Annotated in this window: 23 protein-coding genes and 1 riboswitch; of the genes, 22 read left to right on the top strand and 1 reads right to left on the bottom strand. The window is 73.0% G+C overall.

The genetic code is table 11. The annotated features are described in order from the left end of the window. Positions 1-24 precede the first annotated feature (24 nt). From Athai_RS15325 to Athai_RS15305, 5 genes are all read left to right on the top strand, one after another. Positions 25-978, top strand: coding sequence for a helix-turn-helix transcriptional regulator (locus Athai_RS15325; protein WP_203962101.1), 954 nt, complete (start codon positions 25-27; stop codon positions 976-978). Positions 979-1,111: 133 nt separating this feature from the next. Beyond that, the gene (locus Athai_RS15320) at positions 1,112-1,363 is read left to right on the top strand and encodes a hypothetical protein (protein ID WP_203962100.1); all 252 of its coding nucleotides are present in this window, start codon (positions 1,112-1,114) and stop codon (positions 1,361-1,363) included. Positions 1,364-1,530: 167 nt separating this feature from the next. Next, positions 1,531-1,800 carry a Sec-independent protein translocase subunit TatA gene (tatA, locus tag Athai_RS15315; protein ID WP_203962099.1) on the top strand — a complete coding sequence of 90 codons (270 nt, stop codon included), beginning with the start codon at positions 1,531-1,533 and terminating at the stop codon, positions 1,798-1,800. A 73-nt stretch (positions 1,801-1,873) separates the two neighbouring features. Then, a complete protein-coding gene (tatC, locus tag Athai_RS15310) occupies positions 1,874-2,761 on the top strand; it encodes a twin-arginine translocase subunit TatC (RefSeq protein WP_420829784.1) in 888 nt (295 codons plus the stop codon). Between the two features lie 65 nt (positions 2,762-2,826). After that, complete coding sequence (locus Athai_RS15305) at positions 2,827-3,729, top strand: diacylglycerol/lipid kinase family protein (RefSeq protein ID WP_203962097.1); 903 nt, start codon at positions 2,827-2,829, stop codon at positions 3,727-3,729. An 89-nt stretch (positions 3,730-3,818) separates the two neighbouring features. Here the strand turns inward: Athai_RS15305 and Athai_RS15300 are convergent, their stop codons facing one another. Next, positions 3,819-4,529: an HAD family hydrolase gene (locus Athai_RS15300; RefSeq protein ID WP_203965756.1), complete on the bottom strand. Its 711-nt coding sequence runs from the start codon at positions 4,527-4,529 to the stop codon at positions 3,819-3,821. Between the two features lie 219 nt (positions 4,530-4,748). Between Athai_RS15300 and Athai_RS15295 the strand changes: the two genes are divergently transcribed. The 17 genes from Athai_RS15295 to Athai_RS15215 all read left to right on the top strand — a co-directional run bounded on the left by Athai_RS15295 (position 4,749) and on the right by Athai_RS15215 (position 20,380). Continuing rightward, on the top strand, positions 4,749-7,445 hold the full coding sequence (locus Athai_RS15295) for a DEAD/DEAH box helicase (RefSeq protein WP_203962096.1): 2,697 nt from the start codon (positions 4,749-4,751) through the stop codon (positions 7,443-7,445). Positions 7,446-7,536: 91 nt separating this feature from the next. After that, the gene (locus tag Athai_RS15290; RefSeq protein ID WP_203962095.1) at positions 7,537-8,046 is read left to right on the top strand and encodes a DinB family protein; all 510 of its coding nucleotides are present in this window, start codon (positions 7,537-7,539) and stop codon (positions 8,044-8,046) included. A 181-nt stretch (positions 8,047-8,227) separates the two neighbouring features. Beyond that, positions 8,228-8,863, top strand: a complete 636-nt coding sequence (gene rpe / locus Athai_RS15285; protein ID WP_203965754.1) for a ribulose-phosphate 3-epimerase — start codon at positions 8,228-8,230, stop codon at positions 8,861-8,863. Beyond that, a complete protein-coding gene (locus Athai_RS15280; RefSeq protein WP_239156955.1) occupies positions 8,860-9,855 on the top strand; it encodes a response regulator in 996 nt (331 codons plus the stop codon). The genes rpe and Athai_RS15280 overlap by 4 nt, the downstream gene beginning before the upstream one ends. Positions 9,856-9,925: 70 nt before the next feature. Continuing rightward, positions 9,926-10,082, top strand: a riboswitch (FMN riboswitch). A gap of 112 nt (positions 10,083-10,194) precedes the next feature. Beyond that, complete coding sequence (locus tag Athai_RS15275; RefSeq protein ID WP_203962094.1) at positions 10,195-10,803, top strand: riboflavin synthase; 609 nt, start codon at positions 10,195-10,197, stop codon at positions 10,801-10,803. A 17-nt stretch (positions 10,804-10,820) separates the two neighbouring features. Next, positions 10,821-12,065, top strand: coding sequence for a bifunctional 3,4-dihydroxy-2-butanone-4-phosphate synthase/GTP cyclohydrolase II (locus Athai_RS15270; RefSeq protein ID WP_203965750.1), 1,245 nt, complete (start codon positions 10,821-10,823; stop codon positions 12,063-12,065). Further along, positions 12,065-12,544: a 6,7-dimethyl-8-ribityllumazine synthase gene (gene ribH, locus Athai_RS15265; protein ID WP_203962093.1), complete on the top strand. Its 480-nt coding sequence runs from the start codon at positions 12,065-12,067 to the stop codon at positions 12,542-12,544. The genes Athai_RS15270 and ribH overlap by 1 nt, the downstream gene beginning before the upstream one ends. Before the next feature lie 123 nt (positions 12,545-12,667). Next, the gene (locus tag Athai_RS15260; RefSeq protein WP_203962092.1) at positions 12,668-13,210 is read left to right on the top strand and encodes a hypothetical protein; all 543 of its coding nucleotides are present in this window, start codon (positions 12,668-12,670) and stop codon (positions 13,208-13,210) included. A 181-nt stretch (positions 13,211-13,391) separates the two neighbouring features. Then, positions 13,392-13,655, top strand: coding sequence for a phosphoribosyl-ATP diphosphatase (locus Athai_RS15255; RefSeq protein WP_030446108.1), 264 nt, complete (start codon positions 13,392-13,394; stop codon positions 13,653-13,655). Positions 13,656-13,707: 52 nt separating this feature from the next. Then, positions 13,708-14,553: an ATP phosphoribosyltransferase gene (gene hisG, locus Athai_RS15250; RefSeq protein ID WP_203962091.1), complete on the top strand. Its 846-nt coding sequence runs from the start codon at positions 13,708-13,710 to the stop codon at positions 14,551-14,553. 329 nt (positions 14,554-14,882) lie between these two features. Beyond that, positions 14,883-15,779 (top strand): DMT family transporter, encoded by an 897-nt coding sequence (locus tag Athai_RS15245; RefSeq protein WP_203962090.1) that lies wholly within the window; start codon positions 14,883-14,885, stop codon positions 15,777-15,779. Between the two features lie 31 nt (positions 15,780-15,810). Beyond that, positions 15,811-16,347 (top strand): PH domain-containing protein, encoded by a 537-nt coding sequence (locus Athai_RS15240; RefSeq protein WP_420829783.1) that lies wholly within the window; start codon positions 15,811-15,813, stop codon positions 16,345-16,347. Positions 16,348-16,732: 385 nt separating this feature from the next. Beyond that, entirely contained in the window at positions 16,733-17,290 is a 558-nt protein-coding gene (infC, locus tag Athai_RS15235) for a translation initiation factor IF-3 (RefSeq protein WP_203965746.1), read from the top strand. Between the two features lie 52 nt (positions 17,291-17,342). Further along, a complete protein-coding gene (gene rpmI / locus Athai_RS15230; RefSeq protein WP_203962089.1) occupies positions 17,343-17,537 on the top strand; it encodes a 50S ribosomal protein L35 in 195 nt (64 codons plus the stop codon). Between the two features lie 90 nt (positions 17,538-17,627). Then, positions 17,628-17,999: a 50S ribosomal protein L20 gene (rplT, locus tag Athai_RS15225; protein ID WP_203962088.1), complete on the top strand. Its 372-nt coding sequence runs from the start codon at positions 17,628-17,630 to the stop codon at positions 17,997-17,999. A gap of 14 nt (positions 18,000-18,013) precedes the next feature. Continuing rightward, positions 18,014-19,021, top strand: a complete 1,008-nt coding sequence (locus tag Athai_RS15220) for a TrmH family RNA methyltransferase (protein WP_203962087.1) — start codon at positions 18,014-18,016, stop codon at positions 19,019-19,021. 297 nt (positions 19,022-19,318) lie between these two features. Continuing rightward, positions 19,319-20,380 (top strand): phenylalanine--tRNA ligase subunit alpha, encoded by a 1,062-nt coding sequence (locus Athai_RS15215; RefSeq protein WP_203962086.1) that lies wholly within the window; start codon positions 19,319-19,321, stop codon positions 20,378-20,380. The last annotated feature ends 2 nt before the right edge of the window (positions 20,381-20,382 follow it).

Below are 20,382 nucleotides of genomic sequence, written 5' to 3'. Positions count from 1 at the left end.
CGGCGTGACTTCGGGGGGACGGCGATGAGCGCGGCGACCGACCGGCTGGGGCGGGTGCTGAACCTGATGCCCTACCTGCTCGCGCGGCCGGGAATCCGGATCGCGGACGCGGCCGAGGATCTCGGCGTCACCGCCGCCGAGCTGCGCGACGACCTGCAACTGCTGTGGGTGTGCGGGCTGCCCGGGTACGGACCGGGAGACCTGATCGACATGTCGCTGGACGGCGACACCGTCACGATCACCTACGACGCCGGCATCGACCGGCCGCTGCGGCTGACCCCGGACGAGGGGCTGGCGCTGATGGTGGCGCTGCGCACGCTGGCCGAGACGCCCGGGCTGGCGCACCGCGACGCGGTGGAGCGGGCTCTGGCGAAGATCGAGTCGGCGGCCGGCGAGGCGGCGGACACCGCCGGCCGGGTCGCGGTGCGCGGTCCCGCCGACAGCGACCGCATCGCCGAGGTGCGTGGCGCCCTGGACCGGGGACGGGCGCTGCGGATCCGCTACTACACGGCCGGTCGCGACGTGTCGACCGAGCGGGTGGTCGACCCGATGCGGCTGCTGACCGTCGGCGCCTGGTCCTACCTGGAGGCCTGGTGCCGGCGGGCCGACGCGGTGCGGCTGTTCCGGCTGGATCGCATCGACCAGCTCACCGAGCTGGCCGAGCGGTCTGCCCCGCCACCGCAGGCGCAACCGTCCGACCTGCGCGGGGGCACGTTCCGGGCCACCGCCGACCAGCCACAGGTCACCGTGCTGGTCGACCGCGGCGCGCGGTGGATCACCGAGTACTACCCGTGCGAGCAGGTCGAGCCGCAGCCGGACGGACGCTGGCGGGTGCGGCTGCGCGCCTCCGATCTGTCCTGGGCGCGGCGACTGGTGCTGGGGCTCGGCGCCGATGCGGAGGTGGTGGGGCCGCCGGAGCTGGCCGCCGCCGTCGCCGACGAGGCCCGGGCCGCGCTCGCCGCGTACGGGATCGACTGAGATCCGGGGCGAACGGGCGACCGGTGCGCCGTCCTGGTCGGGCGCGGCGGGCAGCGATGTCGTTGTCGGGCGAATCGGGCGGCTGGCGTGCCGTTCCGGTCGGCCGGCGAGGCGATGACCTAGGGTGAGCGACGTGCATGCCATCTGGTTCGTCGTTCTTGCGATCCTGCTGGTCGGCGTGGTGCTGCTGGCGGTCGGCCTGGTGGAGCTTCGGCGCCGGCTGCCGGCGCTGCGGGCGGCCGGCACCGCGCTGCGCCAGCGGCGCGGTCAGCTGATGCTGGTGGCCGAGCGCACCGGCACGCTCGACCTGGAACTGGCCGCCGCCCGGTCCCGACTCGCGGAGGTACGGGACGAGCTGCCGCTGGCGGGTCGACACCGGTCATAGCCGTAAGATGGCGTCTGGTGTCGGGTTTCGGCCGCGCCTGGTTGACGGGGACGCATCCGGCCGGCGAGACTTGGCGCGCCGGGCCGTGCAGCAAACTGCTGGGCCGAAGACGTTCCCTACGGCGGAACGTAGGATGGGAAGGTCTTCGCACCGGGAGGTGGAGTTAGATGGGTGCCCTCAGGCCGTGGCACATCGCGATTCTCGTGGTGGTGCTGATCTTGCTGTTCGGCGCGAAGAAGCTGCCGGACGCCGCGCGTGGCCTGGGCCGCTCGTTGCGGATCATCAAGGCCGAGACCAAGACGCTGCGCGACGACGAGGACCGCGACGTGGCCGAGAAGGCCGACGCGCAGACCAGTCGTAAGCCGCTGGAGACCGACGACGTGGTGTCTCCGGTGCAGGAGTCCAGGTCGGCCAAGAAGTCCACCACGGACCTGTGACCTCGACCGAGTCGTGACTCCGGTTCTCCGCCGCCGTCGGGCGGAACAATTTCAACGAGCGGCCGACGGCTCCATGCCGCTCATGGAGCACCTGCGGGAGCTGCGCAGCCGGCTGTTCAAGTCCGCCCTGGCGATCCTGGTCGGCTTCATCATCGGCTACGCGGTGCACAAGCAGGTCATCCAGTTCCTGACCGAGCCCTACTGCGGTCTCGCGCTCGCCCATCGAAGTGGCAAGGCTTGTGACCTGATCACCTATCAGGTCACCTCGTACTTCGTGGTCGGGCTGAAGGTCGCGCTGTACATCGGACTCGCGCTGGCCTGCCCGGTGTGGTTCTACCAGCTGTGGGCGTTCATCGCCCCCGGGCTGCACAGCAACGAGCGCCGGTGGGCGTTCGGGTTCGTCGGCGTCGCCGTGCCGCTGTTCGCCGGCGGTGTGGTGCTCGCGTACTTCGTCGTCTCCCGCGGCCTGGCCTTCCTGCTACCCGGGATGGACAACCAGGTCAGAGCGATGCTCGACGTCAGCGGCTACCTCGACTTCCTGACGAAGCTGATGGTGGTGTTCGGCCTGGCGCTGGAGTTCCCGCTGATCCTGGCGCTGCTCAACGCGGCCGGCATCCTCAGCGCGAAGCGGCTGCTCGGCTGGTGGCGGATCGCGATCTTCCTGATGTTCGTCATCTCGGCGTTCGTGACCCCGACACCCGACCCGTTCGGGATGACCGCCCTGGCCATCCCGATGGTCACGCTGTACTTCGGTGCCGTCGCCTTCGCGTTCCTCAACGACCGGCGCAAGGCGCGCAAGCTCGCCGCCGAGTACGGCGCGGTCGACGACGACGAGGCTTCGGAGCTGAGCTACACGGCCGAACCGGTCGACGACCTGGAGCCGGTCGGCGCACCCGAGCCGCTGGACGAGGACGAGACACCGCGCTCGCGCCGCCGGTCGAACTTCGACGACACCATCTGATCGAGCGGCCGGGCCGGCGTCCACCGGTCTGGCCGCCCGTTGCCGGCTACCGGTACGGTCATGCCGTGAACGATGGCGCTGAGGTGGCCGTGCTGGTGAACCCGACCGCCGGTCGCGGCCGGCGGGCCGGGGTGCTCGCCGACGTGGTGGGCCGGTTGCGGGCCGCGCGGCTGGTGCCGCGGGTGCTGGCCGCGCCCGACCGGGAGCGGGCGCAGCAAGCCTGCCGGGAGGCGGTCGACCGGTCCCCGGCGGCGCTGGTCGCGGTCGGCGGCGACGGAACGGTCCATCTCGCGGTGCAGGCGGTCGCCGGCACCGAGGTGCCGCTGGGCGTGGTCCCGATCGGCACCGGCAACGACTTCGCCGGCGCGCTGGGCCTGCCGATCGACCCGGAGCCGGCGATCAAGCGGCTGGTGGCGGCGCTGACCCAGGGCCAGCGCACCATCATCGACCTGGGCCGGGCGACCGCCCCGGGTGCGGAGCCGCTGTGGTTCGGCACCGTGCTGTCGGCCGGACTGGACGCCTCGATCAACGAGCGGGCCAACCAGATGCGCTGGCCGAAGGGCCCCCGGCGGTACGACCTGTCGATCCTGGCGGAGATCGCCCGGCTGGCGCCGCACGACTACAAGCTGGTGCTGGACGGGGAGACCCAGGAGCTGACCGCGATGATCGTCGCGGTCGGCAACACCGCGCGTTACGGCGGTGGCCTGCCGGTGTGCCCGGCGGCCGACCCGGCCGACGGGATGCTCGACCTGACGGTCATCGGGCCGATCGGGCGGGCCACCGCGGTGCAGATGAAGTCGTTGATGCGCAAGGGAAAGCACATCGACCATCCGGCGGTGACCACGCGCCGGGTGCGCACCCTGGAGATCCACGGCGAGCCGCGCCGGACGTACGCGGACGGCGAGCGCGGCCTGCCGCTGCCGGTGACGGTGGAGTGCGTGCCGAACGCCCTGCAACTGCTTGCCTGAAGCGGCTGGTGAGCCCGCCCGGTGGCGGCCTGCCGGCCGGAAAGGCCTGCCGGCCGGAAGGACTGCCGGCCCGGTGCAGCGCGGTGGCCTCAGCCGGTGATGCCGAGCAGGTGCAGGATGGCGGCGAGGCCGTGCACCTGGTCCGGTTCGGTGGCCGGCAGCACGAGGGTGGGGCAGCCGATGGCGGCGGCGGCCGCATCGGCCTGGGTGTCGCCGACCATCAGGGTCTGCTCGGGTTCGTGCCGCACCGCGGCGCAGCCCCGCAGGAAGATCGCCGGGTCCGGCTTGCAGGTACCGAGCTGGTAGGACAGCAGCCAGTGGTCGATCAGGTCGGCCAGGCCGAGCGCGGCGGCGATCGGCAGCACGTCGAACCCGATGTTGCTGACCACCGCGACCGGTACGCCGGCGGCGCGCAGCGCGCGCAGCATCGGCACGGTGTCCGGGTAGAGCCGCCAGCCGTCCGGATCCAGCAACCGCTCGTACAGCGCGTCCGGCAGGCCGTCGATGCCGGTGTCGACGGTGGCGGCCAGCCCGGTGTAGGCGGTGCGGTGGGCCGGCTCGGACAGGTCCCGGTCGGCGTACGCCTCGGCCAGCTCGGGCGGGATCCGGCCGGGGCGGGGGCCGCCGGCGCGGCCCGCGGTGACCAGCGCGTCGGCCAGCCCGGCGCAGCGGTCCGCGGGAAGGTCGGTGCCGCATGCCGCCGCGGCCAGCCGTACCCACCGTTCGGCCGGCTCGACCTGCACGATGGTGCCGTGGAAGTCGAGCAGGACGGCGCGCGGACGGCGCGCTCCGTCGAGCAGGGAAGCGGCGGTGGGCGGGCCGCCTGATGCGGCGGAGGGGTCACGAGGCGTGGCATCCGGCACGTCAGCACGATACCGAGTGGGCCTGACGCCTCGACAACGGTGCGGGTATGGGCGGCAACGTGCCGGTACCGGATGGCGCGCCCGGATTGCGGTTTGTGTACCTCTCCCGGGATATGCGCGGGCGCCGGGGCCACCCGGGCGCCTAGCCTTGCGGGTATGAGCACCTCACCCGGCCGGCCCGCGTTCGCCGACTTCGCCGCCGACCTCGGTTTCGAACCCGACGACTTCCAGGTGGAGGCCTGTGCCGCGGTCGAGGACGGCAGCGGCGTGCTGGTCTGCGCGCCGACCGGTGCCGGCAAGACCGTGGTGGGGGAGTTCGCGGTGTTCCTCGCGCTGCGGCTGGGCCGCAAGGCCTTCTACACCACGCCGATCAAGGCGCTGTCGAACCAGAAGTACAACGACCTGGCCGCCCGCCACGGGTCGGCCAACGTGGGGCTGCTGACCGGCGACAACGCGATCAACCCGGACGCTCCGGTGATCGTGATGACCACCGAGGTGCTGCGCAACATGCTGTACGCCGGATCGTCCACTCTGGACGGTCTGGGGTACGTGGTGATGGACGAGGTGCACTACCTCGCCGACCGGTTCCGCGGCGCGGTGTGGGAGGAGGTGATCATTCACCTGCCGGCGTCGGTGATGCTGGTGTCGCTGTCGGCGACGGTGTCCAACGCCGAGGAGTTCGCCGACTGGCTGGTGACCGTACGGGGCCGCACCGAGGTGGTCGTCTCCGAGCACCGGCCGGTGCCGCTGTGGCAGCACATGCTCGTCGGCCGCCGGATGTTCGACCTGTTCCACGACCAGGCCGCCGCGCGCAAGCACGAGGTGCACCCCGAACTGCTGCGCAACACCCGCGAGCAGCTGCGCCGGCTGGAGTGGGGCGGCGGGCGGCGGGGCCGGCCGCGCCGCTGGCAGCCACCGGCGCGACCGGACGTGATCGACCGGCTCGACGGTGCCGGGCTGCTGCCGGCGATCCTGTTCGTGTTCAGCCGGGCCGGCTGCGACGCCGCGGTGACCCAGTGCCTGCGTGCCGGGCTGCGGCTGACCACGCCGGCCGAGCGCGCCGAGATCCGGACGCTGGTCGAGAAGCGGACCGCGGCGCTGGCCGGCGAGGACCTCACCGTGCTGGGCTACTGGGAGTTCCTCGAGGGGCTGGAGCGCGGCCTGGCCGCACACCATGCCGGGATGCTGCCCACCTTCAAGGAGATCGTCGAGGAGCTGTTCGTCCGTGGCCTGGTCAAGGCGGTGTTCGCGACCGAGACGCTGGCGCTGGGCATCAACATGCCGGCCCGCTGCGTGGTGCTGGAGCGCCTGGTCAAGTACAACGGCGAGGCGCACGTGGACATCACGCCGGGGGAGTACACCCAGCTGACCGGGCGGGCCGGCCGGCGCGGCATCGACATCGAGGGCCACGCGGTCGTGCTGTGGTCGCCGGACACCGACCCGCGGCACGTCGCCGGCCTCGCCTCGACCCGAACCTATCCGCTGCGCTCCAGCTTCCGGCCGTCCTACAACATGGCGGTCAACAGCATCGAGATGCTCGGCTTCGAGCGTTCCCGGGAGGTGCTGTCCCGCAGCTTCGCGCAGTTCCAGGCGGATCGCTCGGTGGTCGGCCTGGCGCACCAGGTGCAGCGCAACGAGGAGAACGCGCGGCGGCTGGCCGAGCGGATGCACTGCGAGCTGGGCGACTTCGCCGGGTACTTCGCGCTGCGTACCGCGATCACCGAGCGGGAACGCTCGCTCGGCCGGCGCAGCTCGGCCAACCGGCGGGCGCAGGCCGCGCAGGCGCTCGCGATGCTGCGGGTCGGTGACATCGTCCGGATCCCGCGCGGCCGCCGGGCCGGGCTCGCCGTGGTGCTCGATCCGGGCGACAGCGCCCGGGACGACCCGCGCCCGCTGGTGCTCACCGAGGACCGGTGGGCGGGCCGGCTGCCCGGTGCCGAACTCGGGGACGCCACGGCACTGGGCCGCATCCGGGTACCGCGGCACTTCAACCACCGTTCGCCGCAGGCCCGGCGGGACCTCGCGGTCGCGCTGTCCAGGGCCGAGGTCGCCGCCGGTGACGACACCCGGCGCGCCCGCCGCGGCCGGTCGGCCGCGGCCGACGACGAGCGGCTCGTCGAGCTGCGCCGGGAACTGCGCGCACACCCCTGCCACCGCTGCCCGGACCGGGAGGACCACGCCCGCTGGGCGCAGCGGTACGCGCGGCTGGAGCAGGAGACGGCGGCGCTGCAGGACAAGGTGACCGGTCGTACCGGGTCGCTGGTGCGCACCTTCGACGACGTGTGCGCGATGCTCGCCGAGCGCGGCTACCTGGCCGGCTCCGCGGGCGGGTACTCGGTGACCGACGCCGGCCGTACCCTGGCGCGGATCTGGTCGGAGACCGACCTGCTGGTCGCCGAGTGCCTGCGCCGGGAGGTGTGGGCCGGGCTGTCCGCACCGGAACTCGCCGCCGCCGCCTCGATCCTGGTGTACGAGGCACGCCGGGAGTCCGAGGACCGGGTGGCGGTGCCGCACGGCAACGCCGAGGCGGCGGTCGAGGCGAGCCTCGCGCTGTTCGGCGAGCTGTTCGCCGCCGAGCAGCGGTACGGGCTGCGGCTGACCCGCGAACCCGACCTCGGCTTCGCCTGGCCGATGTATCGCTGGGCCCGCGGCGAGCCCCTGGCCAAGGTGCTCGCGAGCGCGTCCGGGGTGGACGGCGAGATGCCGGCCGGCGACTTCGTCCGGTGGTGCCGGCAGGTCATCGACCTGCTCGAACAGATCGCGGTACCGGCCGACGACCCGCTGCGCCGAACCTGCCGGCAGGCGGTCGACGCGCTGCGCCGCGGTGTCGTCGCCTACACCTCGATCGGCTGATCCGGCGGTCCGGGCCGGACCGCCGCCGGCCGCCCGGCGCCACGCCGGACGGCGACCCCACGGCGGCGTGGTTTTGCGGCATCATGACCGGATGTCGTGGATCGCACCGGAGATCAAGCGCGTCGACGAGCCGTTCGTCGGTGACGAGCGCGCCGTCCTCGAAGGACTGCTGGAGTGGCATCGGGCCACCCTGCTGCATCAGTGCGCCGGTCTGACCGGCGAGCAGCTCGCGCGCTGGGCGGTGCCGCCGTCCAACCTGTCGCTGCTGGGCCTGGTGCGGCACATGGCCGACGTGGAGCGGCAGTGGTTCCGCCGTCGGTTCGGCGGCGCCGAGCTGCCCGAGCTGTACCCGGGTTCCGACGCCGACTTCGAGCAGGCCGACCCGGCCGGCGCGGCCGAGGACTACGCCACCTTGGTGGCCGAGCAGGAGGGCGCCCGCGCCGCGGTCGCCGCGTTGTCGCTGGACGCCACCTTCGAGCACCCGAAGCTCGGCACCATGTCGCTGCGCTGGTGCTACGCGCACATGCTGGAGGAGTACGCGCGGCACAACGGCCACGCCGACTTCCTGCGGGAGCGCATCGACGGCCGTACCGGCGGCTGACCCGCCGGCCGGTAGCCACCGGCACCGCGCCGATGCGGCCGCCCGGTCGGTCGCCCGCCGGCCGGGGCGGGGCCCGCCGGCCGGTTCGGCTGCCCGGTGGGTCGCGCCGGATGGGCCGGCTGGCCGGTCGGCCGTAGACTGGCCGACCGTGGAGCACATCGAGCCGCTGATCGCACCGAGCATGCTGGCCGCCGACTTCGCCCGGCTGGCCGACGAGGCTGCCGTCGTCGCCGACGAGGTCGACTGGTTGCACGTGGACGTGATGGACAACCATTTCGTGCCCAACCTGACCATCGGGTTGCCGGTGGTGGAGAGCCTGCGCCGGGCCACCGACGTGCCGCTGGACTGCCACCTGATGATCGACGACCCGGACCGGTGGGCGCTCGGCTACGCCGAGGCCGGGGCGTACAACGTGACCTTCCACGCCGAGGCGACCGACGACCCGGTGGCGCTGGCCCGGCGGCTGCGCGCCGCCGGCAGCAAGGCCGGGCTGGCCATCGACCGGGACACCCTGATCGAGCCCTACCTCGACCTGTTGCCCGAGTTCGACACACTGCTGGTCATGACGATCAAGGCCGGTTTCGGCGGCCAGCGGTTCCTGCCCGAGCTGCTGGACAAGGTGCGCGCGGTGCGGGCCGCCCGGGGTGAGCTGTCGATCCGGATCGAGGTCGACGGCGGCATCAACGCCGACACCATCGAGCAGGCGGCGCAGGCCGGCGCGGACGCGTTCGTCGCCGGTACCGCGATCTACGGCGCCAAGGACCCGGCCGCGGCGGCGCGCGCGTTGCGGGAACGGGCTCGGGCCGCGGCGTCGTGACCGAGCACCGGTCGGCCGGGCCCGGTCGGGTGCTGGTCGTCGACGACGACCCGGACATCGTCCGCTTCGTCGAGATGAACCTGCGGTTCGAGGGGTTCGAGGTGGCGGTCGCCGCGGACGGTGTGCAGGCGCTGGCCGAGATCGCCCGGCACCGGCCGGACCTGGTGCTGCTGGATGTGATGATGCCCGAGCTGGACGGCGTCGAGGTGACCCGCCGGATCCGGGCCGATCCGCTCACCGCCGGCCTGCCGGTGATCATGCTGACCGCCAAGGGGCTGGGCGCGGACCGGGTGGCCGGGCTGACCGCCGGGGCCGACGACTACATCATCAAGCCGTTCGACACCCTGGAGCTGGTCGCCCGGGTGCGCTCGACGCTGCGCCGCAACCGGGAGGTACGGGAGGCGTCGCCGCTGACCGGGCTGCCGGGGAACACCCGGATCCTGCGCGAGATCGCCGCCCGGGTCCGGCGGGACGACCGGTTCGCCCTGTGTTACGTGGACATCGACCGGTTCAAGAGCGTCAACGACGCGTACGGATTCGTCCGTGGCGACGAGTTCATCAGCTTGCTGGCGCACGTGCTGTACGAGGCGGTCACCGCGGCGGGCACCCCGGTGCCGTTCCTGGGCCACGTGGGTGGCGACGACTTCCTCGTGCTGTGCCTGCCCGGGCAGGTCGAGGCGATCACCGAGCACGCGATCGCGGCGTTCGAGGCCGGCGTGGTCGAGCTGTACGACCCGGCCGACGCCGCCGCCGGGCACCTCCGGCTCCCCGACCGGCGGCGCGAGATCCACACGTTTCCGCTGGTCACGCTGTCGATCGGGGTGGCGAGCTCGCAGCACCGCAGGTTCGGCGATCCACGCGAGGTGGTCGCCGTGGCCACCGAGATGAAGCAGGTGGCGAAGTCCCGGCCCGGCTCGTACGTGGCCGTCGACCGCCGGCGCAACCGCGTCGAGGCGGCCGGTGCCGAGCCGCCGCCTTCCGGGCCGCAGTGACCAACCAGACGCGGGTACTGCTCGGAGCCGCCGCCGCGACGTGCCAGACTGGAGGGTGCGAAACCAGCACGCGCGCTGGCGGGGTTCGGTGAAATTCCGAACCGGCGGTGACACGGCAAGCCCGTGAAGCCCGCGACCCGGCACTGTGGACGGCGACGACCACGGTGCCGGTGGATCCGGTGAGAGTCCGGAGCCGACGGTCAAAGTCCGGAAGGGAGCAAGCGCGCGGGCAGCGTCGGTGCGGCGTGCCGTGCCGACGTGTCGGCGATGCGTGTGCTTCGCCGTGTGCCCGCATGATGCCCTGCCCGCCTCGCGCATCGAGGAAGGAGCGCGGGGCACATGTTCACCGGGATCGTCGAGGAATTGGGCGAGCTGACCGCCGTCGAGCGGTTGGCCGATGCCGCTCTGTTCACGGTGCGGGGACCGCTGGTGGCAAGCGACGCGGGCCACGGCGACTCGATCGCCGTCAACGGCGTGTGCCTGACCGTGGTGTCGGTCGACACCGACGCCGGCACCTTCGTCGCCGACGTGATGCGCGAGACGCTGGAGCGTTCCACCCTGGACGGCCTCGTCGCCGGCGACGGGGTCAACCTGGAGCGGGCCGCGAAGCTCGGCGGCCGGATCGGCGGTCACCTGGTGCAGGGCCACGTCGACGGCGTCGGTACGGTGCTCGACCGCCGGCCGGCACAGCACTGGGAGGACGTGCGCATCGCCCTGCCGCCGGATCTCAACCGGTACGTGGTGGTCAAGGGGTCGATCGCGGTGGACGGCGTGTCGCTGACCGTCACCGACGTCGACGACGTGTCGTTCGCGGTGAGCCTGATCCCGACCACCCGGCGGGCCACCACGCTGGGCTGCCGGCCGGTCGGTGGGCTGGTCAATATCGAGGTGGACGTGATCGGCAAGCATCTGGAGAAGCTCGTCGGGTCGCCGGAGCGTGCGCGATGACCGGCGTGCAGTCGCCGGTGACCGGGTTCGGCACGGTCGAGCAGGCGATCGAGGACATCGCCGCGGGGCGGCCGGTCGTGGTGATCGACGACCCGGACCGGGAGAACGAGGGCGACCTGATCTTCGCCGCGGCGAAGGCGACGCCCGAACTGCTGTCGTTCATGGTGCGCTACACGTCCGGCTACATCTGCGTGCCGCTGCCCGGCGCCGACTGCGACCGGCTCGCGCTGCCCCCGATGTACCACGTCAACCAGGACCGGCGCGGGACCGCCTACACCGTGACGGTGGACGCCTCGGAAGGCGTCACCACCGGCATCTCGGCCACCGATCGGGCTCGTACGATCAGGCTGCTGGCCGATCCGGGGTCGACCGCGACCGACTTCCGCCGGCCGGGTCACGTGGTGCCGCTGCGGGCCCGGGAGGGTGGCGTGTTGCGCCGGCCCGGGCACACCGAGGCCGCCGTGGACCTGGCCCGGCTGGCCGGCCTGCCGCCGGTCGGCGTGCTGTGCGAGGTGGTCAGCCAGAAGGACGTCGGGATGGCCCGGGTGGACGAGCTGAGCGTGTTCTGCGCCGAGCACGAGCTGACCCTGATCACCATCGCCGACCTGATCGCGTACCGGCGCCGGCACGAGAAGCAGGTCGAACGGGTGGTCGGCACCCGGTTGCCCACCCCGTACGGGCAGTTCCGGGCGGTCGGCTACCGCAGCCTGCTCGACGACACCGAACAGATCGCGCTGGTCGCCGGCGACGTCGGTGACGGCGAGGACGTGCTGGTCCGGGTGCACTCGGAATGCCTGACCGGGGACGTGTTCGGCTCGCTGCGCTGCGACTGCGGCCCGCAGTTGGACGCGGCGCTGCGCACGGTGGCCGCCGAGGGCCGCGGCGTGGTGGTGTACCTGCGCGGGCACGAGGGCCGCGGCATCGGCCTGCTGTCCAAGCTCCGCGCGTACCACCTGCAGGACGGCGGTGCCGACACGGTGGACGCGAACCTGGCGCTGGGGCTGCCGGCCGACGCCCGGGACTACGGCATCGGCGCGCAGATCCTCGCCGATCTCGGCGTGCGCAGCATCCGGCTGCTCACCAACAACCCGGACAAGTGGACCGCGCTGGCCGGGTACGGGCTGCGCATCGCCGAGCGGGTGGCGCTGCCGGTGCCGGCCGGGCCGGACAACATCAACTACCTCAAGACCAAACGGGACCGGCTCGGGCACCTGCTCACCGATCTACCCGACTTCGACGAACTGCGGGAAGGACACGCCTGATGGCCGGGCACGCCGCACCTGACCTGTCCGATGCGCTACCGGCCGCGGCCGGGCTGCGGCTCGGCCTGGTCGCCGCCCGCTGGCACGAGAAGCTGACCGACCGGATGGTGGCCCGCGCCGAGGCGGCCGCCGCCGCGTGCGGCGTCACCGACGTGCGGTCGGTACGGGTCGCCGGGTCGGTCGAGCTGCCGGTGGTCGCGGCGGCGCTCGCCGAGCGCTGCGACGCGGTCGTCGCGCTGGGCGTGGTGATCAAGGGAGAGACCGAGCACTTCGAGATGGTGTGCCGGTCGGTCACCGACGGGCTGACCCGCGTCGCACTGGACACCGGGGTGCCGGTGGGGCAGGGGGTGCTGACGGTGCACACCGAGCAGCAGGCGCGCGATCGGGCCGGGCTGCCGGGTTCGCCGGAGGACAAGGGCTTCGACGCCACCATCGCCGCGCTGGATGCGGCGCTGACGATCCGCGCCCTGCGCGGCTGAACCGGGTGACGCCCCCGTCCTGGTCCGGGGCGGCGGGTTGCGGTGCCCACCTACCCTCCGGTCGCGATGTCTTCTGGGGGATTGGAATGTTCCGTGCGTATTCGTCGAATAGTCGGCATTGTGGTGTTCGCTGCGGTGGGGGTGGCCGCGCTCAGTGGTTGCAAGGACGGCAAGGACACCGCGAAGGCGCAGCCTCGGCCGAGCGCGTCCGCCTCGTCGGCCTGCGCCTCCGCGACCGCGTCACCGTCGGCAGGTAGCGACGGCGGCAACGGGAACGGTGGCCTCGGTGCACCGAGCCCGTCCGCCAGCGGCCGGTCCACCGGCGGCCTCGACGGCGGCCAGCGCGGGACGGGTGACAACGGCGGGTTGAACGGCGGCGACAACGGTGGCGGCTTGAACGGCGGGAAGAACCCGACCGGCGGCGGGCTCGGTGCCAGTCCCAGCGCCGGCGGCGGGCAACCGTCGACCACCGCCTCGCCGAGCCCGGACGGCCCACGGCCGTGCGGGCAGTCGGCAGCGGCCAGCCCGTCGAGCACTGCGCAGCCCGGCAGCGGCCCGTCGTCGAGTCCCGGCACCGGCGGCCGGCCCGGCCAGACCACGATGCCGGGCAACGGTACGACCACCGAGCCGGGCAACGGGATGCCGACCCTGCCGGGCGGGCACTGAGCGTCCGGCTGGTCGGGTACCGAGTGTCCGGCTGGCCGGGCACCGGGCGCCTGGCGGGCCGGCACCGGGCGCCTGGCTGGTCGGGCAGCGAGGGCCCGGGCCGGGAGCGTTCGGTGCCGGCTCGGGCGGTACCGCGGACCGGCCGTCGTCCCGCAGGGCGGAACTGCCAGAATGGGACACCGTGAAGACCTTCGATCAGCTGTTCGCGGAACTGTCGGCCAAGGCCGCCGCCGCCGATCCGGACTCCGGGACGGTCGCGGCACTGCAGGCCGGCGTGCATGCGATCGGCAAGAAGGTCGTCGAGGAGGCGGCCGAGTCGTGGATGGCGGCCGAGCACGAGGGTGCCGACCGGGCCGCCGAGGAGATCTCCCAGCTGCTCTACCACGCGCAGGTGCTGATGATCGCGAAGGGGCTCACGCTCGACGACGTGTACCGACATCTGTAGTCGGCCGCACCCGTCGTCGTTCACCCACCCGCCATCGTCCGGGAGTCGCTGCATGCTGCGCATCGCCGTACCGAACAAGGGGTCGCTGTCCGCGCCCGCCATCGACATGCTGCGCGAGGCCGGTTACCGGCAGCGCCGTACCGAGAAGGACCTGACCTGCACCGACGAGGCGAACTCGGTGCAGTTCTTCTACCTGCGTCCGCGCGACATCGCCACCTACGTCGGCTCCGGTGACCTGGATCTGGGCATCACCGGCCGCGATCTGCTGATCGACTCCGGTGCCCCGGCCGAGGAGATCCTCGAACTGGGCTTCGGTGGCTCGGTCTTCCGGTACGCGGCGCGTCCCGGCACCGTGGCAGAGCTGTCCGAGCTGGCCGACCGGCGCATCGCCACCTCGTACCCGGGGGTGGTGCACCGCCAGCTCGCCGAGGCCGGCGTGTCGGCGCACGTGATCCGGCTCGACGGCGCGGTGGAGAACGCGGTGGCGCTGGGCGTCGCCGACGTGGTGGCCGACGTGGTGTCCACCGGCGCGACGCTGCGCCAGGCCGGGCTGGAGCCGTTCGGCGCGCCGCTGCTGCGCTCCGAGGCGGTACTGGTGCGCCGGTCCGGGATGTCCGGCAACGGCGCGGTGACCCAGCTGACCCGGCGGCTGTCCGGGGTGCTGGTGGCCCGGCGGTACGTGATGCTCGCCTACGACGTGCGGGTCGAGCACCTGGACCGGGCGTCCGAGTTGACCCCGGGCATCGAGGCGCCGACCGTCTCGCCGCTGCACCGCGAGGGGTGGGTGGCGGTACAGGCGATGATCGCTCGCACCGACGCGCAGCGGGTGATGGACGAGCTGTACGAGGTGGGCGCCCGAGCCATCCTCGCGACGGACATCAGTGCCTGCCGGTTGTGACCGCGCCGCCCGACCGGGAACCGTCCGGGGACCCGCCTGCCGGGGCCACGGTCGAACCGGCGGGGCCGGCGTCCGGGGTCTCGCGCGTCGGGGGCACGGCCGAATCGGCGGGGTCGGCGTCCGGGGATCGGCGCGTCGGGGCCACGGCCGGAGCGGCGGCGACCGCATCCGGCGCCCCGCGCACCCGGGCCGCGGCCGAGCGGGCCGGGCCGGACACCGGTGATCGGTCCGGCAGCGCCAGCCGGGCGCGGCGGACCGGGACCGCCGGCGGATCCGCGGCGAGCCGGTCCGGCCGGCTGGCCGCCGGGTTGCTGCCGGCCCCGGCGGCGGTGGCGATCGCACTGACCGGTGGCGCCGGTTCGGCCGCGCAGGGAATGGTCAACGGCGCGCTCGCGCAGCGTATCGGCACCCCGGTACTGGCGGCGCTGATCTCCAACGGGGTCGCCACGGGGCTGTTGCTGGTGGCCGCGTGCGCGTTCCCGCCGGTACGGGCGGGGCTGCGCCGGTTGCGCCGGGGCCGGCTGAGACCGTGGCAGTACCTGGGCGGCGCGTGCGGCGCGCTGTTCGTCGCCGGCTCCGCGCTGAGCGTCCCGGTACTGGGCGTCGCGATGGTCACCGTGGTCCAGGTGTGCGGTACCTCGATCGGCGGCATCGTCACCGACCGGATCGGGTTGGGGCCGACGGGGCGCCTGCCGGTCAGCCCGGTCCGGCTGGGCAGTGCGGCACTCGCGGTCGCCGCGGTGGCGGTGGCGCAGTCGGGCCGGCCGGTCGGCCAGCTCGCGGTGGGCCTGGTCGGGTTCGTGTTGCTGCTCGGGCTGGGGTTGGCGGTGCAGTCCGCGCTCAACGGCCGGGTCAACCTGGTGGCGCGCAACGTCGGCTCGGCCTCGCTGGTCAACGCGCTGGTCGGGACCTCGGTGCTGTCGCTGGCCAGCGGCGTGTTCGCGGCGTTCGGCGGGCTGGCGCCGCACCCGCCCGGCGCCGGCTGGTGGCTGTATCTGGGCGGCGTGCTCGCCCTGGTGGTGACGGGCGCCAACCTGCTGGCGATCCGCACCCTGGGGGTGCTGCGTACCGGGCTCGCGGTGGTGGCCGGCCAGCTGGTCGGTGGCCTGCTGCTGGATCGGTTCGTGCCGGGCGCCACGCACCCGACCCCGACCGTACTGGCCGGCGCGGCGCTCACGGTGGTGGCGGTGCTGCTGTCCGGGGTCGCGGCCCGGCCCCGCCGGTGACCCGGCGGGCGCGGCGAGGCAGACTCGACGTGTGAGTGCTGACGCGAGTCATCCGATCTCGCCGGCCGCCGGCACGTCGGCCACCCCGGCCGTGGACGTGCGGCCGCGCAAGGTGCGCTGGATCTGCACGATCGCGGCGATCGCGATCTTCGTCGTCTTCGCCTCGACCGCGACGGCGCTGACCGGCAAGACCGAGGGCGGCGGCGTGTTCCATCGCGGCGACCAGGTGGCGATGGTGATCCTGGGTGCCCTGATCGGGCTCGGGATCATGACCATCGCGCGTCCGCGGGTCCGCGCCGATGCGAACGGCGTGACCGTGCGCAACATCATCGGTGGCTACCAGCTGCCCTGGGACGTGGTCCGCGCGGTGAAGTTCAACCGCAGCTCGCCGTGGGCGAGCCTGGAGCTGGCCGACGACGACGAGGTGGCGCTGATGGCGATCCAGGCGAGCGACAAGGAGTACGCGCTGGACGCGGTGCGCGCGCTGCGCCGGCTGCTGGCCGCGCACGGCGGTGCGACCGGACAGCCCGGAGCCGGACAGCCCGGAGCCGGGCCGCACCGGTCCTGACCGGTACCACGGCCGGTGGGGGTCGCTGCCGGGTTTCCGCGGCAGGCGGCTACACTGGGCCGGCGTGCCTTCGGGCCGACCAGGTGTCGGTTCACGAAGTCACAGGTAGTGTTGACAGGACACCAAGTGGAGCCCCGCTCCCACCCGAGTCGCCGCGTGGCGTCCGGGTCCGGTCCATCGTCCGGCCACTGGGTGGTTGGGCGGTCTTCGGCGGCCTTGCCGTCGGTGTGACCGGTTCGAGCGGGCCTCGGCATGACTGCCGGGGCCCTTTCGTGTGGTCGGGTGCCGCTTGGTGGGTCCGCCGCGCCGCGGCGGGCCGCGACCGCCGACCAACGGCGGTTGGCAGGCACCGAGTTGAGGAGGCCACATCAGCGCCGAGCCACGCATCAACGACCAGATCCGCGCACGCGAGGTCCGGTTGGTCGGCCCGGAGGGAGAGCAGGTCGGTATCGTCCCGCTCGACCAGGCGATCAAACTGGCTCAGGACGTGGACATGGACCTGGTCGAGGTCGCGCCGATGGCGCGCCCTCCGGTGTGCAAGCTCATGGACTACGGCAAGTTCAAGTATGAGAGCGCACTGAAGGCGCGCGAGGCGCGGCGCAACCAGCAGCAGACCGTCATCAAGGAGATGAAGCTCCGACCGAAGATCGACTCGCACGACTACGAGACCAAGAAGGGTCACGTCGTGCGGTTCCTCAAGGCCGGAGACAAGGTCAAGATCACGATCATGTTCCGGGGTCGCGAACAGAGCCGGCCCGAGCTGGGATTCCGACTGCTGCGCAAGCTCGCCGAGGAGATCGACGAGCTGGGCTACGTGGAGTCGGCCCCCAAGCAGGACGGCCGAAACATGATCATGGTCGTCGCGCCGCATCGCGCCACCAAGGAGGCCGCGCGTCAGGGCGGCCAGGCGTCACCGGACGAACCGGACGCAGACGCCCGCTAGTAACCCGTCCCCGCCGCTCCCGGCGGGGACGACGTCAAGGAGACAAACCTCGATGCCGAAGAACAAGAGCCACTCGGGCATGACCAAGCGGGTCAAGGTGACCGGGACAGGCAAGCTGCGCCACGAGCGCGCGAACCGGCGCCACTACGCAGAGTGGAAGCCGTCGTCGATGATGCGTCGGCTCGCTGGCACCAAGGAGTTTGCCAAGAACGACGTGAATCGGATCAAGCGGCTGCTGGGTCGCTGACCAGTCACCCCAGATCCGCCTCCCCGCGTCACCACCGCCGCCGCTGCGGCCGGTGGCTGACGTCTGAGCAGTGAGCAGGAGAGAAGACCCGTGGCACGCGTCAAGCGGGCAGTGAATGCCCAGAAGAAGCGCAGGACCATGCTGGAGACGGCCAGCGGCTACCGCGGCCAGCGCTCCCGGCTGTACCGCAAGGCCAAGGAGCAGGTCCTCCACTCGATGACCTACGCGTACCGGGATCGCCGGGCGCGCAAGGGTGACTTCCGCCGGCTGTGGATCACCCGGATCAACGCGGCGGCCCGCGCGAACGGGATGACCTACAACCGGTTCATCCAGGGCCTGAAGGCGGCCGGTGTCGAGGTGGACCGCAAGGTGCTCGCCGAGCTCGCGGTCAGCGACGCCAAGGCGTTCACCGCACTGGTCGCGGTGGCGCACCAGGCGGTGCCGGAAAGCGACGCCGCCTGAGCGGCGAGAACGGCATGACCGGGCGACCCGGGGACGTCGGCACGGTGTACACCGAGCGGACACCCCGGGTCGTTCGTGCCCGCACCCTGCTGCGCCGGTCCCGCCGCGACGAGCAGCGGCGGTTCCTGGCCGAGGGGCCGCAGGCCGTGTCCGAGGCCCTCGCTGTCGAGGATGCGGCCGGCGCTGTCGAGCCCCTGACCGGAGCGGGCGAGCGCCCGGCCGGCGCTGTCGAGGCGGTCGATGCCGAGGAGTTGTTCGGCACCGTCGAGGCGGTCGGTGCCGAGGAGTTGTTCGGCACCGTCGAGGCGGTCGGTGCCGAGGAGTTGTTCGGCACCGTCGAGGCGCTGTCCCGGTACGCCTCGCTGGTGGAGTCCGCGCGGGCGGCCGGGGTCCGGGTGTCCGCGGTGACCGACCGGGCGCTGGCCTCGTTGGCGGACACCAGGAACCCGCAGGGCCTGGTCGCCGTCTGCCGGTACCGTGACGTGCCGCTCGCCGACGTCCTGGCCCGGCGACCGCGGCTGGTCGTGGTGCTGGCGGGCATCGCCGACCCGGGTAACGCCGGTACGGTGCTGCGCACCGCGGACGCCGCCGGCGCCGATGCGGTCGTGTTCACCGACGACAGTGTCGACGTCTACAACGGCAAGTGCGTGCGGTCCTCGGCCGGGAGCGTCTTCCACCTCGACGTGGTGCGTGGTGGTGCGCCGCTGGCGGTGGTCGCGGCGTTGCGGTCGGCCGGGCTGTGGGTGGCCGCCACCGATCTGCGCGGGGCGTACGACCTGGACGACTTGGTCGATGCCGGCGCGTTCGCGGTGCCGACCGGGTGGCTGTTCGGTACCGAGGCGCACGGCCTGTCCGCCGAGCTGTCCGCGGCGGCCGACGCCCGGGTCCGGGTACCGATCCACGGCCGGGCCGAGAGCCTGAACCTGGCTGCCGCCGCCGCGGTCTGCCTGTACACTTCGGCCCGTGCGCAGCGCCCGCGGGGCGCCGCCGAGCCGAGCCGCACCGATGCCGAGGGGCGATGACGATGGCCGAGTCGTGGGCCGCGCGTCCGTCCCGGTCGGCGTGCCCGTCGACCAGCGTCGACCGCTGCCGGGCCGGTGCCGGATGCGGGCCGCGCCGCCGCGGCCCACGTCGCCGGCCGCTCTCGTTTAGCCGGCCCGCCTAGCGGCGGGCCGAGGAACCTCCTCGCCCGGTGCGCTGGGCGGGCTGCGGCATAGCCGCATGGCCCGCATCCGTAGACTCTGGCGCTGGCGTACCCATCGAACACGGGCGGTCGCCGGGCGACAGCAACCCCGCATCGGGGCCTTACCGGGAGAGTCATGTCCTATCGCAATGATCCGTACGACCCGAAGGAGGCCACGCTGCTCGACCCGGCCTCCCTCGACGCGGCGGTGACCGCCGCGGAGAAGGCGTTCGCGGCGGCCGAACGCGCCGACGAGCTGGCCGCCGCCCGGGTGGCGCACCTGGGCGACCGGGCGCCGGTACTGCTGGCCCGCCGCGAGATCGGCAGCCTGCCGCCGGCCGCGAAGTCCGACGCGGGCAAGCGGGTCAACGCGGCCCGCACCGCGATCCAGGCCGCGTACGACGCCCGGCATGCGGCGATCGAGGCGGCCGAACGCCAGCGGGTGCTCGACGAGGAGACCGTCGACGTCACGCTGCCGGTCGATCGCAGCCCGCTCGGCGCCCGCCATCCGCTGCCGGTGCTGATCGAACGCATCTGCGACCTGTTCGTCGGGATGGGTTACGAGGTGGTCGACGGGCCGGAGGCCGAGTCGAGCTGGTTCAACTTCGACGCGCTCAACATCGGGCCGGACAACCCGGTGCGCGGCGAGATGGACACCTTCTACACCGACACGCCGGGTCTGGTGCTGCGCACCCACACCTCGCCGGGCCAGGTGCGCACGATGCTCGACCGGCAGCCGCCGATCGCGATCATCTGCCCCGGCCGGGTGTACCGCACCGACGAACTGGACGCCACCCACACTCCGGTCTTCCACCAGGTGGAGGGGCTGGTGGTGGCCGAGGGCATCACCATGGCGCACCTGCGCGGCACGCTGGACCACTTCGCCCGCGCGGTGTTCGGGCCGGACGCGAAGACCCGGTTCCGGCCGCACTACTTCCCGTTCACCGAGCCGTCGGCCGAGTACGACATCTGGTTCCCGGAGCACCGGGACGGGCCGCAGTGGGTCGAGTGGGGCGGCTGCGGCATGGTCAACCCGCGGGTGCTGACCGCCTGCGGCATCGACCCGCAGCGCTACTCCGGGTTCGCGTTCGGGATGGGCATCGACCGCTCGTTGATGTTCCGGTACGGGGTGAGCGACATGCACGACATCGTCGAGGGCGACGTGCGGTTCAGCCGCGCGTACGGGATGGAGGTCTGAGC

It is taken from the genome of Actinocatenispora thailandica (assembly GCF_016865425.1).
GTDB lineage: Bacteria > Actinomycetota > Actinomycetes > Mycobacteriales > Micromonosporaceae > Actinocatenispora > Actinocatenispora thailandica.
This window is presented reverse-complemented; position numbering and strand designations above follow the sequence as displayed.